14 protein-coding genes are annotated in these 14,888 nt (G+C 54.6%); 11 read left to right on the forward strand and 3 right to left on the reverse strand.

Translation table 11 applies throughout. The features are described 5' to 3' along the window. Positions 1-78 precede the first annotated feature (78 nt). From HRR99_RS22800 to HRR99_RS22830, 7 genes are all read left to right on the forward strand, one after another. On the forward strand, positions 79-1,161 hold the full coding sequence (locus HRR99_RS22800) for a 4-oxalomesaconate tautomerase (RefSeq protein WP_111838594.1): 1,083 nt from the start codon (positions 79-81) through the stop codon (positions 1,159-1,161). Positions 1,162-1,209: 48 nt separating this feature from the next. After that, the gene (locus HRR99_RS22805; protein ID WP_162694431.1) at positions 1,210-2,211 is read left to right on the forward strand and encodes an ABC transporter substrate-binding protein; all 1,002 of its coding nucleotides are present in this window, start codon (positions 1,210-1,212) and stop codon (positions 2,209-2,211) included. Positions 2,212-2,215: 4 nt separating this feature from the next. After that, the gene (locus tag HRR99_RS22810) at positions 2,216-3,043 is read left to right on the forward strand and encodes an ABC transporter ATP-binding protein (protein ID WP_233125015.1); all 828 of its coding nucleotides are present in this window, start codon (positions 2,216-2,218) and stop codon (positions 3,041-3,043) included. Beyond that, positions 3,030-3,806 carry an ABC transporter permease gene (locus HRR99_RS22815; RefSeq protein WP_111838596.1) on the forward strand — a complete coding sequence of 259 codons (777 nt, stop codon included), beginning with the start codon at positions 3,030-3,032 and terminating at the stop codon, positions 3,804-3,806. Before HRR99_RS22810 ends, HRR99_RS22815 begins: the two co-directional genes overlap by 14 nt. Then, positions 3,781-5,703: a tannase/feruloyl esterase family alpha/beta hydrolase gene (locus HRR99_RS22820; protein WP_233125016.1), complete on the forward strand. Its 1,923-nt coding sequence runs from the start codon at positions 3,781-3,783 to the stop codon at positions 5,701-5,703. Before HRR99_RS22815 ends, HRR99_RS22820 begins: the two co-directional genes overlap by 26 nt. Positions 5,704-5,734: 31 nt before the next feature. After that, positions 5,735-6,862 carry a serine hydrolase domain-containing protein gene (locus tag HRR99_RS22825; protein WP_233125017.1) on the forward strand — a complete coding sequence of 376 codons (1,128 nt, stop codon included), beginning with the start codon at positions 5,735-5,737 and terminating at the stop codon, positions 6,860-6,862. A gap of 192 nt (positions 6,863-7,054) precedes the next feature. Next, a complete protein-coding gene (locus tag HRR99_RS22830) occupies positions 7,055-7,372 on the forward strand; it encodes a LysR family transcriptional regulator (RefSeq protein WP_162694433.1) in 318 nt (105 codons plus the stop codon). Positions 7,373-7,465: 93 nt separating this feature from the next. Here HRR99_RS22830 and HRR99_RS22835 read toward each other — a convergent pair whose 3' ends face one another. Further along, complete coding sequence (locus HRR99_RS22835) at positions 7,466-8,074, reverse strand: TetR/AcrR family transcriptional regulator (RefSeq protein WP_111838599.1); 609 nt, start codon at positions 8,072-8,074, stop codon at positions 7,466-7,468. Between the two features lie 104 nt (positions 8,075-8,178). On the opposite strand from HRR99_RS22835, the gene HRR99_RS22840 reads away from it, so the two are divergent. The 4 genes from HRR99_RS22840 to HRR99_RS22855 all read left to right on the forward strand — a co-directional run bounded on the left by HRR99_RS22840 (position 8,179) and on the right by HRR99_RS22855 (position 12,964). Continuing rightward, positions 8,179-9,399, forward strand: coding sequence for an MFS transporter (locus tag HRR99_RS22840; RefSeq protein WP_111838600.1), 1,221 nt, complete (start codon positions 8,179-8,181; stop codon positions 9,397-9,399). Positions 9,400-9,409: 10 nt separating this feature from the next. Then, entirely contained in the window at positions 9,410-10,429 is a 1,020-nt protein-coding gene (locus HRR99_RS22845) for a zinc-dependent alcohol dehydrogenase family protein (RefSeq protein ID WP_233125018.1), read from the forward strand. Positions 10,430-10,709: 280 nt separating this feature from the next. Then, on the forward strand, positions 10,710-11,549 hold the full coding sequence (locus HRR99_RS22850) for an NADPH-dependent oxidoreductase (protein ID WP_422387374.1): 840 nt from the start codon (positions 10,710-10,712) through the stop codon (positions 11,547-11,549). Between the two features lie 503 nt (positions 11,550-12,052). Continuing rightward, positions 12,053-12,964, forward strand: coding sequence for a LysR substrate-binding domain-containing protein (locus tag HRR99_RS22855; RefSeq protein ID WP_111838603.1), 912 nt, complete (start codon positions 12,053-12,055; stop codon positions 12,962-12,964). Positions 12,965-13,047: 83 nt separating this feature from the next. Here HRR99_RS22855 and HRR99_RS22860 read toward each other — a convergent pair whose 3' ends face one another. Together HRR99_RS22860 and HRR99_RS22865 are read right to left on the reverse strand one after the other, a co-directional pair. After that, positions 13,048-14,328, reverse strand: a complete 1,281-nt coding sequence (locus tag HRR99_RS22860; protein WP_111838604.1) for a TRAP transporter large permease — start codon at positions 14,326-14,328, stop codon at positions 13,048-13,050. A 4-nt stretch (positions 14,329-14,332) separates the two neighbouring features. Next, positions 14,333-14,884 (reverse strand): TRAP transporter small permease, encoded by a 552-nt coding sequence (locus HRR99_RS22865; protein ID WP_111838605.1) that lies wholly within the window; start codon positions 14,882-14,884, stop codon positions 14,333-14,335. Positions 14,885-14,888: the final 4 nt, after the last annotated feature.

Consider the following 14,888-nt stretch of genomic DNA (forward strand, 5'->3'; position numbering starts at 1 on the left):
ATTTAACAAATAACGCTGTCTTGCCCATATTGCAACAACCCGATGGATTGATCCATCAAATGCAAGATTGAGGCGAATATGAACGACCTTCAAAAGATACCTTGTGTGCTGATGCGCGGCGGAACATCTCGCGGGCCGTTTTTTCTGGCGTCGGACCTTCCACGCGACCAAGCTGAGAAGGATGCCGCCCTTTTATCGATCATGGGTTCCGGACATCCCCTTCAAATCGATGGCATAGGCGGCGGAAATCCGGTCACCTCAAAGGTCGCGATCATTGGCCCCTCTAAGGTGAAGGGAGCCGATATCGACTACCTTTTTGCCCAGGTTCGCACAGATCGGCAATATGTCGACTACTCGCCCAATTGTGGCAACATGCTTGCTGCCGTAGGACCCTTTGCAATCGAGGCCGGGCTCGTTCAGGGACAGGGCACAGATACACTTGTTCGCATCCACAACGTGAATACCGGCAAGTTGATCGAGGCCAAGGTACCTACCCACGGCAATGAAGTCATCTATCTCGGTGATGCCTCAATTGATGGTGTTCCTGGTTTGGCTGCTCCGATCGCGCTGACTTTCATGGATGCCGCAGGCGCCAAAACCGGCAAGTTGTTGCCCACCGGTAAGCCTGTCGACATCATTGATGGCGTTGCCGTGACGGCAATAGACTGCGCGATGCCCATGGTGCTCATGCGCGCTGCAGATCTGGGCTTGACGGGCTATGAAGATCCTAAAGCGCTGACCGCAAACCATGAATTGATCGAACGGTTAACCCGCATACGCATCAAGGCTGGTGAACTCATGGGTATGGGTGACGTAACCGACATGGTCATCCCCAAGCCAGTTTTGATATCTCCCGCCCGTAAGGGCGGAACCCTATCCGTGCGGTACTTCATGCCCAACGAATGCCACCCTGCACTGGCGACGACCGGCGCGGTCGGCATTGCCACGGCGGCGGTGACGGATGGAACCGTCGTATTTGAAGACACGGATAAACCCGCTGTACCGACCCAGGTTCAGATCGAGCATCCGGCAGGCCGTCTCGATGTTCAACTGGAGATAAGAAACGGTGCAATAACGGCTGGTCTCGTGAGGACGGCCCGCCGACTTTTCGAAGGATACGTTTTCGCAAAGCCGAATACGGCGATTGAAAACGCCGCTTAAACGACGCCAGATAGGCGAATTACTTTAGATAACCGGGAGGAGAACCCTATGCGTAAATACTTGTTAGCAACAGCAGCGCTCTGTGCACTTGCAGCATCCGCAAACGCAGAATCCGTCAGAATGAGTGTCGGATCCTATAATCTCAACAACCTGCCCTTTCCCGTGGCTGCGAGCCTTGGTTACTACAAGGATGAGGGGCTTGATGTAACGACAGAGAACTTTGCCCAAGGTGGTTCCAAGGTTCTACAGGCACTCGTCGCCGGTTCCACAGATGTTGCAGTCGGTTTCTACGATCACACGATCCAGATGCAGTCGCAAAACAAGCACGTTGTCGGCTTCGTGATGCTGGCGCGCAATTCCGGACTGGTTCTTGCCGGGACCAACGATACAGACTTCGACCCCGCAAAGCCCGAGACGATCAAAGGCAAAAAGGTCGGCATCACCTCTCCCGGCTCCTCCTCGGACTTTTTTATTCGCTATTATCTGAAGCAGCACAATCTGAGTGAAGACGATATTTCCATCATTGGCGTCGGTTCTGGCGCAGCAGCCGTGGCCGCTTTGCAGCAGGGGAAAATCGACCTGCTGGTCAACTATGATCCAGCGGCTACGATTGTCGTTGAGCGTGGATTGGGTAAGATTTTGATCGATGCACGCAGCGACCAGGGTGCCAAGGACGTCTACGGCGGCATCTATCCGACGTCCGTTCTTTATGCCACTCAAGACTACATCGACGCACATCCCGAGGTAATTCAGAAAGTGACCAACGCCACCGTCAAGGCGTTGCATTGGATGAAGGCGCATTCAGCCGAAGAGATCGTCGAGAAGCTCCCTGACGACTTCGTATCTGGCGACAAGCAAACTTACATCAAGGCTGTGGAAGCCGCGAAAGCCATCTTCTCGGAAGACGGAAAGTTCGTTCCGGGTGATCTGGAAACACCTTTGATGGTTCTAAAAAGCTTCAACGAGGCGGTCGCGAAGGCCACAATTGATCTCAACACGACCTACACCAACACGTTCGTAGAGGCCACGGCTTCGAAGCCGGCAAACTGAGGGTATGTCAATGTCTTCGACAATCAGAAAGTTAACGCCCGTGGCAGATGTTCAAGCCAAACCGATGGTAACAATTGATGACGTCACGATGGCGTTTGGTTCGTTTGTTGCCGTTCAGGACGTCAATCTTAACGTTGGCGATGGAGAGTTTCTCTCCATTGTCGGGCCGACCGGTTGCGGGAAATCGACGATCCTTAACGCTATAGCCGGTTTGTTGAAGCCAGCGAAAGGCACCGTTGCTATCGACGGCGCAGCTGTCAACGGCGTTCAGAACAACATCGGCTACCTGTTCCAGCAGGACGCTCTTCTTCCGTGGAAAACTGCGTATCAAAATGTCGAGTTAGGGCTCATGTTCAGAGGCGTGCCAGAGGTAGAGCGGCGCGGCAAGGTGCTGGCATGGCTAGAAAAAGTTGGCCTGAAAGGTTTTGAAGCACGCTTTCCTCACCAGCTTTCCGGTGGTCAGCGCAAGCGTGTGCAGATGGCGCAGGCTCTCATCACCGAACCCAAGGTCATCTTGATGGATGAGCCGTTCTCAGCGCTCGACATCCACACCAGACACCTCATGCAGAACGAGCTTTTAAGGCTTTGGCAGGAAGACCGAAGGGCAGTCGTGATGATCACGCATGATCTCGAAGAAGCCATTGCTCTAGGCGATCGCGTCGTCGTGCTCGCAGCCGGTCCGAAGAGCCGTGTTATCGAGAGCTTCCCCGTCGATCTGGAGCGTCCGCGCAACGTGGCGGAAATCAAACTCGATCCAAAATTCATGACTCTGTACCGCGATATTTGGGCATCCCTGCGCGGCGAAGTGGAGAAAAGCTATGCACGCCATTAACATTCGCCTCATTCAGGTCGCGCTTCTCGTTGTCATCCTGGGTGGCTGGCAGCTCGGCGTTTCCACCGGCGTGATAGATCGCTTCTTCTTCCCCGCTCCGTTCGACATCGTAAAACAGGTCATCACCTGGATCGCAGACGCTGGTTTCTACAAGCACGTCGGCATTACACTGAGTGAGACGGTTCTCGGCTATCTCATTGGAACAGGCCTCGGCGTCGCAGCGGGCGTATGGCTTGGACTAAGCCCATTCGTCGCACGCGTGCTGGATCCCTTCATTAAAGCGGTCAACGCAATTCCGCGCGTTGTCCTAGCACCGATCTTCGTCCTATGGCTGGGGTTAGGCCTCTGGTCGAAGGTTGCCCTTGCAGTGACGCTCGTATTCTTCGTGACATTTTTCAACGCCATGCAGGGTGTGAAAGAAGTGAACCCAGTCGTCTTGTCGAACGCTCGCATTCTCGGCGCAAAACGTTCCGACCTTCTGCGCCACGTCTACTTCCCTGCTGCTGCAAGCTGGATCTTGTCCTCGCTTCGCACATCGGTTGGTTTTGCTGTCGTCGGCGCGATCATCGGTGAATATCTCGGTGCATCGGCAGGCCTCGGCTACCTGATTGCTCGCTCGGAAGGTAACTTCGATGCGGTGGGCGTATTTGCAGGTATCATTATCCTGGCAATGTTTGTCCTCGTCATCGATCTCGTGCTCGATTTTGTCGAGAAGAAATTGATAACCTGGAGGCCCAATGCGGGCGAAGAACGGCCAGCATAAGCAAGCGAATTGGCATTTGGAAAGGGGTGGTCGATTGATCGCCCCTTCTTATATTCGTATCCTTGTCGCAACTCAACGACGATATTTAACACCCTCGCCGCACTTAAAAGAACCGAAAGCATGGTCATGCGTCGATCGCAATAATCGTTCTCTTATTTGCATTTCACATAGTGGCGTTTCTTCCGCTACTGTCCTGAAAGAGGATATCCTGCTGGCCTTGGAGTGGCTGAGCAGCTGGGAGGAAAACATGATATTTCTGCATAGGGTAGCATCACTTAGCGTGATGTCGATCTCGCTCGCCTACACTTTCTGCTTACCCGCAAGAGCGGTCGAACAAGACACGTCTACATTGTGTTCCGCGTTGGAGAAAGCAGATATTTCGGCATCCAAAATAAAGCTCCCGACCACGGGCGCGGAAGTGATATCCACTACTCTGATCAAAGCTTCTGATCAATCCAATCAAAACGGCGAATATTGCAAGATCATGGGAAAGACAAAGCCGGTCGATCCAAAAGCACCTGATATCGTCTGGCAGGTCAATCTCCCAACCGCTTGGAATGGCAAGCTGCTGCAATATGGCGGCGGTGGCTATAATGCCAGCGTGCCACCAACGACGGAGAAGACAACACTTGGCCTAGACGTTGCGCCCACTCCGCTAGCGCAAGGATACGTCACATTCGGAAGCGATTCAGGACATCAGGCGCCCAACGCGGATGACGCTTCGTTTGCCAAAAATGACGAAGCTATGCTGAATTACGGCTATATGCACATCCAAAAAACTCTCGATGTCGCCAAGGTTCTCGTCCAAAAAAGATACAACAAGCCGATATCCAGAGTATATTTCCAAGGTGGCTCTACAGGTGGTCGCGAGGGGTTGACGGCGGCATCCCGCTGGCCGGAATCTTATGATGGTATTCTCACGAATTATCCTACGGCCAATTTCGTTGGCCTCAGACTATGGGGCGCAGGCCTTGCACGTGCGGTCTATGATAATAATTCAGCCGGATGGATTCCACCGAAGCTGGTAGAGACGATTTCAAAAGAGGCCTTAAAGTCTTGCGATGGGCTGGATGGTGCCGAAGACGGCATGATCAGCAACATGCAAGCATGCCGCGCTCAGTCAAAAGTCTTGGTCAAGCGCCTCGCCTGCAAAGGTGACACAATTGGAAAGCCCGAAGACTGCCTCACGAAAGCGCAGATCGACCGTACGCTGAATATCTATCACGAGGGCTATTGGCTGCCCTACGAGCTGGCAAACGGCATAGACACCTATCCCGGCTATAACAGCTTGGAAGGCATCATGATGCAACTGGGATCAGAGCCTCAAATCCGTAATCCTCCGGTGTCCGGTCCGAATGCCCATCACTCCAGCCGCTCGTTCGAATTTCTGCAAAATTTCGTTTCGCCTGACCAGCCACTCAATCTTTTATCCTTCGATATCCGCCAACCGGGCAAGCTCAAGAAAAGGATCGTTGAACTTTCGGACATCATCGGCGCGACACGGACCGACTGGTCGGCCTTTAGCGCCCGCGGTGGCAAAATCATTTGGCTTCAGGGCGATGACGATCCGAGCGTAAGTCCCCTCGGCAATGCCAAACTGTTCGAGTCGATCGTCGCAAAAATGGGCAAAGTAAAAGTAAGCGAATTTATGCGATTCTATCTTGTTCCAGGGCTGGCCCATGGAGGCGGTCGCTTCTCACCAACCTGGGACAATCTGACGGCTTTGGATAATTGGGTGGAAAACGACGTTCCGCCTGCACGCCCGATCGTTCTGGATGCCACCAAATCCCCCACGAAGGGACGCACTCGTCCTCTTTGCGAATATCCGTCATGGCCGAAATACAAAGGTGATGGCGACATTGCGATGGCGTCCAGCTTCACCTGCGCAACCAACTGACAACCAATCAATGCCCTACGGGAGGATATCAATGGCCTTTGGTCCTAAACTATCAAGACGCTCTGTTCTTGCAGCATCGGCAGTCTCCACCTTTACGGCTGTCGGCCTGATCAAACAGACAGCATCTGCGGCAGATCCAATCTCATGTGCTAGTCCTTCGTCGGACAAACCATGGAAGACCGTCAAGGACGTTGCATCGGCTGGTTGGTCGCAAGAGAAACTTGCGCAGATGGAAGCGAAACTCTACCCGCTACCCACATCATCGATGATGGTCGTGCAGGGCGGTGAGATCGTTTATCGTTACGGGAATATTTCTGATGTCAGCTACCTTGCGTCAGCCAGAAAAAGCGTCTTGTCGATGTTGTTCGGGCGTTATGTGGATGAAGGCAAAATCGATCTGAACATGACAATAGGAGATGTCGGCATCGAGGAGGATGACGGACTTCTGCCTTTGGAAAAAACCGCAAGAATCAAGGATCTGCTGACATCGAGCTCCGGCGTCTATCATGCGGCGGGTAGTCCCGGTGGTAACGAGAACACGCCGGAACGTGACACGACCGCGCCAGGCTCCGTCTTTCTGTACAACAATTGGGACTTCAATGTTCTCGGTGCCATTTTCGAAAAACGGACCGGCAAGACAGTTTTCCAGGCGCTGAAGGAAGATATAGCCGAACCGCTGGGCTTTGAGGATTTCGAAATCGATAGACAGCGAATGATGGGCTATGAAAACCAGTCTCGTTACCTCGCCTACCACTTGTTCCTCTCCGCTCGCGACATGGCGCGCCTGGGGCAACTGATGCTCCAAAACGGAAAGTGGCACGGGAAGACGATCGTGCCGGAGACTTGGATCACCGAGAGCACCAAAATGCGGTTTACGCCGGAACAGGCCAAGAGCAAGGAAGGCCTTGGATATGGTTATCTCTGGTGGATACCAACATCCAGCGATCCCGCATTCGAAGGCTCCTACCTGATGAATGGCAATTTTGGGCAGTTCATTCTGTGCCTTCCCGCCATCGACACGGTCATCGTTCATCGCCGCGCCGTCACGGACGAATTTGCAGTCGCCCGAAATCTTGGGAAAACCACCTACGAACCGGCAAAGGTCACCGCTGGCGATTTCCTCAAAATTGCCGAAGCGGTCGTGGCTGCCAGAACATAAGCATGGCTCTGGAACAGGGTTCCGAAACGCGTCCTTTCTGGCGGTCTACCAGTCAGGATGTGCTCCAGTTGCCTGTTCAGTCCCCTGCTGCGGCAGGTTTCGCTTGCGTTTGTGCTCGCAGGCGAGTTCCTGTCTTTTCGGAGTGATCTCACTTGGATCATGGGAAGTTTCAAAAAGGCAGGCAGGGCTCGAATGCAGCGGTTTCAATTGGGGTCGATAGACCTCAACCTTTTAAAGGTCATCTATGCCCTGGTCGTGAAGGGCAATATGACAGCTGCTGGTCAATATATCGGTCTTTACCAGCCTGCAATGAGCCACGCGCTGAAACGCGTGCTCGCCATAACCGGTGACGACCTGTTCAAGAAGACCTCGGGTGGCTTCGTAATGACCCGGTATTGCACAGAGATATTTCCTGTGGTGAGGCGTATCATCGAGGATACGGAACGGTCATGCTGTCGAAGCAAAGCTTTGAGCCTGCGAGGTCCCACCGGGTATTCAGAATTGGAATGAACGACTATTTCTCCGTCGTTCTGATGCCTCGTAAATATCACTGAGTGAAATCCATACCTTAATCAAGGACATATCAATGCCATCGCGGCATCTCTAATCTCTGGCCGCAGCATCCCAGCTTGCCATCGCCGATCTGACGGCGCCACGGATCGATGCGATTGATACGCCATCGCGGGCTTGGATCGAGACGCCGAGCAAGATTGCATCGTAAAGAGAAGCCAAAGAGGAAACATCCGTTGCCGCGCTCAGGGCGCCGCTTGAAACTCCATCAGATATGCAGTCGGCGATCGCTCTTCGGGTTTCTTCGCGGTAACCCGCGGTTAAAGCCTGCAACGTCACGCCCGCCTCTGAGAGGACCGTCGCCGAAAGTGTGACCATGCAGCCGGACGGGTGAGATGTCTCCGTCTGAACAGTCACCGAAGCCAGAAGCGCCCGTTCGAGCCGGTCACGCGCCGGAAGGCTGATGTCGCGAAGAGCTGCCACCACCCCACCATGCTGCTCCAGATACCGTTGCAGGCTTTCACGGAAAAGCAGCTCCTTCGAACCGAAGGCGGCATAGAAACTCGCTGAAGAAATACCACCCATGGCGAGCCGCAACCGGTCCGTCGAGGCTCCCTCATAGCCATGCTGCCAGAACAGATGCATCGCACGCGATACCGCATCGTCGCGATCAAAACGCCTTGGCCTACCGGTTCTCGCCATCCTTGTCCGCCTTCTTCTTATAGAGCGATCATTCCAGATTTGCTTGACAAAGCAAACCCTATAATGCGACTTCCGGAACGATCTACCCATAAATCAGGAAAATCATGGCAGATACATTGGCAGTCCAACGCCGGAAAACGTTTGCGTCGCCGCAGGAGCATCTGCCCGTGGGAGCCTTGCTTGTGCTTGCCATGACGGGATTTACCGCGATTCTGACGGAAACCTTACCCGCTGGCCTTCTGCCGCAGATGGCGGAGGGCCTGAGCGTTTCGCAGTCGCTGGCGGGTCAGACCGTCACTGTTTATGCCGTTGGGTCACTCGTCGCGGCGATCCCGCTGACATTGTGGACGCAGGGCTGGCGACGCAAGCCGGCTTTGCTGCTTGCAATTGCCGGTTTCCTGATTTTCAACACGATCACGGCCTTATCAACGTCCTATGCCATCACACTTGGAGCTCGTTTCTTGGCGGGCATGGCCGCGGGGCTTGGATGGGGTATTGTCTCAGGCTATGCACGGCGAATGGTGATCGAGCCCTTGCAGGGAAAGGCACTGGCGATCGCCATGGCAGGGACGCCGCTGGCGCTCGCTCTCGGAGTTCCTGCTGGTGCCTTCTTCGGCGCCACTGTCGGCTGGAGAGCGGCTTTTCTGTTTATGTCTGCGACGACCCTGCTTTTGTTGGTTTGGGTAATCTGGAAAATGCCTGACTTTCCGGGCCAACCCACTGAGCGGCGGCTATCTCTTACCGGGGTCATGCGGACATCGGGGGTACGAACAGTCCTCACTGTGTTGTTCCTGTGGGTGACGGGGCACAATATTCTCTATACCTACGTCACGCCTTTCGCGGCGCTTTCGGGTCTGGGCGACAACATCGATGTGCTGCTTCTCGCTTTCGGACTGGCGGCAATGGCCGGGATCTGGCTGACTGGCGTGTTGGTCGACCGACTTTTGCGCGCACTGGTTCTCTGCAGCCTCATCGCCTTCTGCGCGACGGCTCTGTCTTTGGCATTATTTGCCACCTCAACACCCATCATGATCGCGGCCATGGTCGTCTGGGGCCTCTCCTTCGGTGGTGTAGCCACGCAGCTACAGACGGCGCTTGCAGATGCGGCTGGAGAAGGTGTTGACCTCGCCAATGCCATGCTCACCACCGTGTGGAACAGCGCGATTGCGGCGGGCGGCCTCGTGGGCGGCATTTTGCTAGACCGCAGCGGTGCGGGTCCCCTCGCATGGGCAGCTTTTCTGCTGGCAGCAGCGGCATTGATAATCGCGACCATCGCTCGCACTTACGCATTCTTACCGGGTCCTCGGACCCACAACCTTTCCTGAGGAATAGTCCATGAAAGCTTACCAGATTGGCGACCAGAATGGTCTCGAATGCCTGACCGCAGTCAACCGTCCAGATCCAGTTGCAGGACCAGGGCAGGTCGTCGTCGCACCACGCCTGATCAGCCTTATCAGCCGCGATGTGCAAATCCTGCGCGGGGTCTACGGACCGCGCCAATCGCCCGATCGCATCCCCATATCGGAAGGCGTCGGTGTCGTTGTCTCTGTTGGGGATGGCGTTGGCAACGTCGCACAAGGTGACCGCGTCGTGTGCGGACATTTCGCGGGATGGATAGACGGTCCGTTCCGCACGGACGTCTTCTCTCACGACATCGGCGTGACGCATGATGGCTGGTTGGCAGAGCGGGTTGTCATTCCAGCCGATGCGCTGATACGCGTCCCCGACGATCTCGACGATACCCGCGTTGCCGGGCTTGCCTCCGTCGGCCTTACCGCATGGAATGCGCTCATTGAGGTTGCTAAGGTGAAGGAAGGCGAACTTGTCGTGTGCCTTGGCACCGGCAGTGTTTCACTCTTCGCGTTGAAACTGGCAAAGGCGCTTGGTGCGCGTGTCGCGATCACCTCTTCCAGCGACGCCAAACTGGCCATCGCACGCGATATGGGCGCCGACATTCTCATCAACTACCACAGCCATCCCGAATGGGCCAACGAACTGATGGCGCAGAACGACGGCGTCGGCGCAAACATCATCATGGAGACCGGTGGTCAGGATACACTGGGACAATCCATCGCGGCTGCCGCTGCCAATACCCGTATCGTCGTTATCGGCGTAACGCCTGGCACCACATCGCCAATTCCGAACTACACCGCCCTTATTCTGCGCAATATCACCATTCGCGGCATCGCCAACGGCAATCGAAGCATGTTCTCCGATCTTCTTGCAGCGATAAAGCGACTTGGAATTGAGACGCTCGTCGATCGCACATTCCCGTTCGACGAGGCAAACGAAGCCTTTGCTTATTATGCCGAAGGAAAGCATATCGGGAGAGTGATGATCTCGGTGCCAAGCTAAAGACCGAAAAAACCGGTCATTAGCTTGTCGGGCGTGCCAGATTGCCGGCAAGGCACATCGGAGCGGTATTGCTGCGTTTTAGATTCAGGTGAGAGTATCTAGACCGGACGCGCGCGTATTGGGAAGGCTGACATATACCATTCACGGAGACACCAATATGAAGCTTAGCGTTTGGTGCCAATCATTCGAGTGGTTTGATCGTTTGATTTTATTGAAATAGAATATGAAGAGGGTATCTCCTTTTATAGCTGCCTGAACTCCCAAGAGGTTTTCGATGACGATGCATTCTTCTGACCTGACCGACGGTGAAGCGCCACAGCAGCGCCTTGCTGCGCGCTATGGAGTGGATCAAGATTTCTCTCTGCCTTTTTGGAACAGTACGATCGATGCTCTGCTAAACCATCGCACTACGCGCGCATATCTACCGAAATCATTGCCCGCGGGTACGATCGAACTCTTAGTGGCAGCGGCCCAATCCGCGCCTACCTCGTCCAATCTTCAAGCCTGGAGTGTCGTTGCGGTTCAGGATAAAGACCGAAAGGCTAGGCTTGCTGGCTATACAGGTGGCAATGCGCATATTCTGGCTGCGCCGCTTTTCCTTGTATGGCTCATTGACCTCAAACGCTTGAGAGCCGTCGCCAAGCAGCATGGCAATGAGGCTGAGGGCCTAGATTATCTGGAAAGTTTCCTGATCGGTGCCATCGATGCGGCTCTCGCGGCCCAGAACGCTGTTGCGGCAATCGATTCACTCGGGCTAGGCTCGTGTTACGTGGGAGGCGTCCGCAACCAGCCAAACGACGTCGCCCGTGAACTTCGATTGCCTGCCGAAATGGTTGCGGTCTTCGGCCTCACCGTCGGATATCCCAACCCTGATGTCATTACCGACGTGAAGCCACGTCTGCCACAATCTACAGTTCTGTTTCATGAGACATATTCAGAGACTTCTCAGATCGATCTGAAAACATATGACGATGTGTTGAGGGAATTTCAGGTCAAACAAAAGATGCCGCAGTCAGGTTGGACAGCGCCAATCGCAAAACGTATTGAGAACGCAGAGGCGCTCAATGGGCGCGCAGCGTTGGCAGCGACTTTGCGCGGGCTGGGCTTCCCTATCAAATAATCGTCCACTGCCCAGAGGTGGAAGTCTGGCGCGAATTGGATTCTAGATATTAGGCCCTGAACTTGTTTTTCAGAACAAGAAAATGCGTGGTACGATCAAAACAATGGCTCGGCAAAAAGGCTACCGTGCCTACGCTATGCAAAGTTTCGTTTGAAGCCCACTAACCGTATGAAGATGTAGCCTATCAGGGTTGTCTGGAGGTTTTCACTCGAGATAGCATACGCTCAGCCTCATGCGTACGTGCGCAAACCAGTGCATCCCAGATTTTCTTTCCGACGTGCCAACGTGCATGGTTCGAATTACGGTTCATTCGATTGCTTTCTTACATGGTTTCTGGGCCTATTAATAAATCAAGTGAGCGGAAAGTTGCAGTCGAAAGCTTGCATCGCTGCATTGCATATTTGCTATGAGGAGTCCTGAATAGGCACGAAAAGGCGGTTCGGATAGTTCGTTCGGCAAAACCTTGCAGCAGATTGCGGCGACCAACAGAGTTCAAGAAAAGCATGCAACTGCCCATTAAATCGATCCTGGTTTTTCATGCTGCGGCACGTGCGGGAAGCATCTCGCGCGCTGCGGAAGAGCTCAGTGTTACATCGTCGGCGGTCAGTCAGCAGATCCAAGTGCTCGAAGGCCAACTCGGCGTGACGCTGCTGACGAAAGCTGGTCGCGGGATTATGTTGACGGAGGCGGGCGAGAGATATTTCTCGATGATTGCCGATCAGATCGAACGGATCGAAGAAGCGACTGGAACCATCAGGGGTTTCCGGTCGGTTACGACGCTGACCGTGCGGGCTACGCCAACTCTGTCCAACAAATGGTTGCTGCCGCGGCTTGGCACCCTGCTCGACACGCACCCCGATCTTGAGCTTCGCCTTGATGGCACAAATGAACCAACAGATTTCAGTCAGGAAGCCGTGGACATCGAAATTCGGCATGGCGACGGACGGTGGCCGGGTCTTTTCGTGGAGGGCATAGTAGACGAGCAGTTTTATCCGGTCTGTTCTCCGCATTATGCAGCGGCTGGCAGCTTGAGCGCGGAAGACCTGCTTGAACATCGCCTGATACATTCCGCCAAATCGCAAGCGCAGTGGAACAGCTGGTTTCCGTTGGCCAACGTCACCGCAAAAGAACGTTGGCGCCGCATTCTTTTCGACCGGAGTCATATGGCCATTGATGCTGCAGTTCGCGGAATGGGCATTGCTCTTGAGAGCAGCCTGATGATGGGAGACGAGATTGAAAGCGGGCGACTTGTCTGCCCCGTCGCATCGCCACCGACCATCAAGATCACGACGCAGTGGATTGTGTGTCCGCGTGACCATCTTCGGCAAAAGAAAGTGCGAATCTTTCTCGACTGGTTGCGGCTTGAACGAGAGACCTGGCAGAAGATCCACCCATCGGGCGCTTTGTCAATTTAAGTAAAGCCCTGAAAGAAAATCGACTTAGGGCCTTTGCGGGATCGTCCGTCTTGGACGATCCCGGCATATTGTCTGCACATACTTCAATACATTCCCAGCAGGCGGATTGGTCCCAGTGTCAAGATCGGGAAAAGCACGAGGGCAAAGATCGCCAGCGTCAGGACCGCCATCGGAGCAAGAGATCCGCGAATGACGTCCTCGACACTCATATTCGCCACCTGGGCTGCCGCAAACAAGCAGACACCCACGGGTGGCGTCACAAGCCCCAGCGTCAGTGTCATGACAGTGACGATAAGGAAATGGATCGGATCGATGCCGAGCGCCTCTACCGGAGGCATCAGCACCGGAATGAGAATGAACATTGCTGGAATAGCTTCCATGAAGATACCGATGATCAGCAGGAAGACAAAAATGACTAGCATGCCAGTCAGAGGGCCCAGATTCATGGCCTGCAGCAGCTCGGCGACCTTTTCCGGCAAACCGTCGTAGGTGAAAACCCATGCTGCAATCTGCGACGTCGCAGCAATAAAAAGGATCGTTCCGGATATCCGTGCGGTCGAGATCAGAATCTCCGGCAATTCTCTGACCGGCAGCGTTCTATAGACCAGGACGCCGAGGATGCCGACATAGACCACTGCGATTGCAGCCGCTTCTGTTGGCGTGAACAGTCCACTGGCGATGCCGATGATCAGAATGAGCGGCGTCAGCATTGGCAGAATGGCACGAAGACCTGTCACAATGACTGTGCGAAGATTGAACGGTGATGGAGGATTGTACCCGTAATGGACGGAGTAGAAGTGGTTGAAGACCATGAAGGCCAAGGCAATGAACAATCCCGGCACCAAACCCGCCACCAAGAGCGTTCCGATGGAAACGTTCGCGATCGAACCCGCAATCACCACCAGGATCGATGGCGGAATGATGGACGACAGCGTCGCCGTACACAGCGTCATGCCAACCGCATAGCCCTTCGGAAAGCCATGCCGTTCCATCGCCTTGATTTCAATCGCACCGACAGAGGCGATATCGGCAACCGATGAGCCGGAAACGCCGGAGAAGATGACCGATGAGATGACGTTGACGTGGCCTAGGCCTCCCGGCAGCCAACCGACCATCGCTTCAGCAAAGTCGAAGATGCGTTCGGCGACACGTCCACGTTCCATCACGGTACCGACAAGAATGAAAAGCGGCACCGCGACCAGAAGAAACGAATTCATCGACGAGAACATCGTCTGCGACAAGAGATCGAGAGGCATCGACGTATAAAACGACAAGGTGGCGACGCTGGCCAGAGCCAAGGCAACAGCCAAGGGAATGCCGAGCATGCTCAGCCCGAAAAATGAGATGAGAAGAAAGACCGACATGGCTTTAATGTCCTGACGTGATGGACACATCGGCATGGGCAATTTCGCCCGCCGGAAGTCCGAGTTCTGGAAGCGCGATCAAGTCGCGACGGCTGCGCAGAGAATCGATGATCGCCAGTATTGCGATGACCGCCGAAACCGGCATCACCATGCCGATAAGCCACATCGGAATAGGTAAGGTCGCAGCCGTTTCGTTCATCATGATCTGCTGACGCATGAGGGTAAATCCGGTCCAGCCCATAAGGCCGAAGAAAAACACGGACGATCCGACATAAAGCGGCACCGCCAGATGCTGGAACAGACGCCGACCCATCACGAGAAAGACGACAACTCGGGCGCTTTCCACCGTGCGGAAACCCGCAGCGAGGCCAAGAAAGACCATCCAGATGAAGAGAAAGCGCGTTGCTTCCTCGGTCCAGGGCAGAGGATGCCCCGACAAGCGGCCGATGACCTGCAACAGGACGACGATCAAGACACCGCCACAGGCGGCGCCAGCTGCAACATCCGCAACAATTTTGACGACGGTGCCAAGCCACGAACTTACGGAACTACGCATGTAA

It is taken from the genome of Agrobacterium vaccinii, assembly GCF_021310995.1.
Taxonomy (GTDB): domain Bacteria; phylum Pseudomonadota; class Alphaproteobacteria; order Rhizobiales; family Rhizobiaceae; genus Agrobacterium; species Agrobacterium vaccinii.

What these genes read in the sequence shown, in the direction of transcription:
- HRR99_RS22800 (WP_111838594.1), top strand. Translation starts at nt 79, where the DNA reads ATGAACGACCTTCAAAAGATACCTTGTGTGCTGATGCGCGGCGGAACA.
- HRR99_RS22805 (WP_162694431.1), top strand. Translation starts at nt 1,210, where the DNA reads ATGCGTAAATACTTGTTAGCAACAGCAGCGCTCTGTGCACTTGCAGCA.
- HRR99_RS22810 (WP_233125015.1), top strand. Translation starts at nt 2,216, where the DNA reads ATGTCAATGTCTTCGACAATCAGAAAGTTAACGCCCGTGGCAGATGTT.
- HRR99_RS22815 (WP_111838596.1), top strand. Translation starts at nt 3,030, where the DNA reads ATGCACGCCATTAACATTCGCCTCATTCAGGTCGCGCTTCTCGTTGTC.
- HRR99_RS22820 (WP_233125016.1), top strand. Translation starts at nt 3,781, where the DNA reads ATGCGGGCGAAGAACGGCCAGCATAAGCAAGCGAATTGGCATTTGGAA.
- HRR99_RS22825 (WP_233125017.1), top strand. Translation starts at nt 5,735, where the DNA reads ATGGCCTTTGGTCCTAAACTATCAAGACGCTCTGTTCTTGCAGCATCG.
- HRR99_RS22830 (WP_162694433.1), top strand. Translation starts at nt 7,055, where the DNA reads ATGCAGCGGTTTCAATTGGGGTCGATAGACCTCAACCTTTTAAAGGTC.
- HRR99_RS22835 (WP_111838599.1), bottom strand. Translation starts at nt 8,074, where the DNA reads ATGGCGAGAACCGGTAGGCCAAGGCGTTTTGATCGCGACGATGCGGTA.
- HRR99_RS22840 (WP_111838600.1), top strand. Translation starts at nt 8,179, where the DNA reads ATGGCAGATACATTGGCAGTCCAACGCCGGAAAACGTTTGCGTCGCCG.
- HRR99_RS22845 (WP_233125018.1), top strand. Translation starts at nt 9,410, where the DNA reads ATGAAAGCTTACCAGATTGGCGACCAGAATGGTCTCGAATGCCTGACC.
- HRR99_RS22850 (WP_422387374.1), top strand. Translation starts at nt 10,710, where the DNA reads ATGCATTCTTCTGACCTGACCGACGGTGAAGCGCCACAGCAGCGCCTT.
- HRR99_RS22855 (WP_111838603.1), top strand. Translation starts at nt 12,053, where the DNA reads ATGCAACTGCCCATTAAATCGATCCTGGTTTTTCATGCTGCGGCACGT.
- HRR99_RS22860 (WP_111838604.1), bottom strand. Translation starts at nt 14,328, where the DNA reads ATGTCGGTCTTTCTTCTCATCTCATTTTTCGGGCTGAGCATGCTCGGC.
- HRR99_RS22865 (WP_111838605.1), bottom strand. Translation starts at nt 14,884, where the DNA reads ATGCGTAGTTCCGTAAGTTCGTGGCTTGGCACCGTCGTCAAAATTGTT.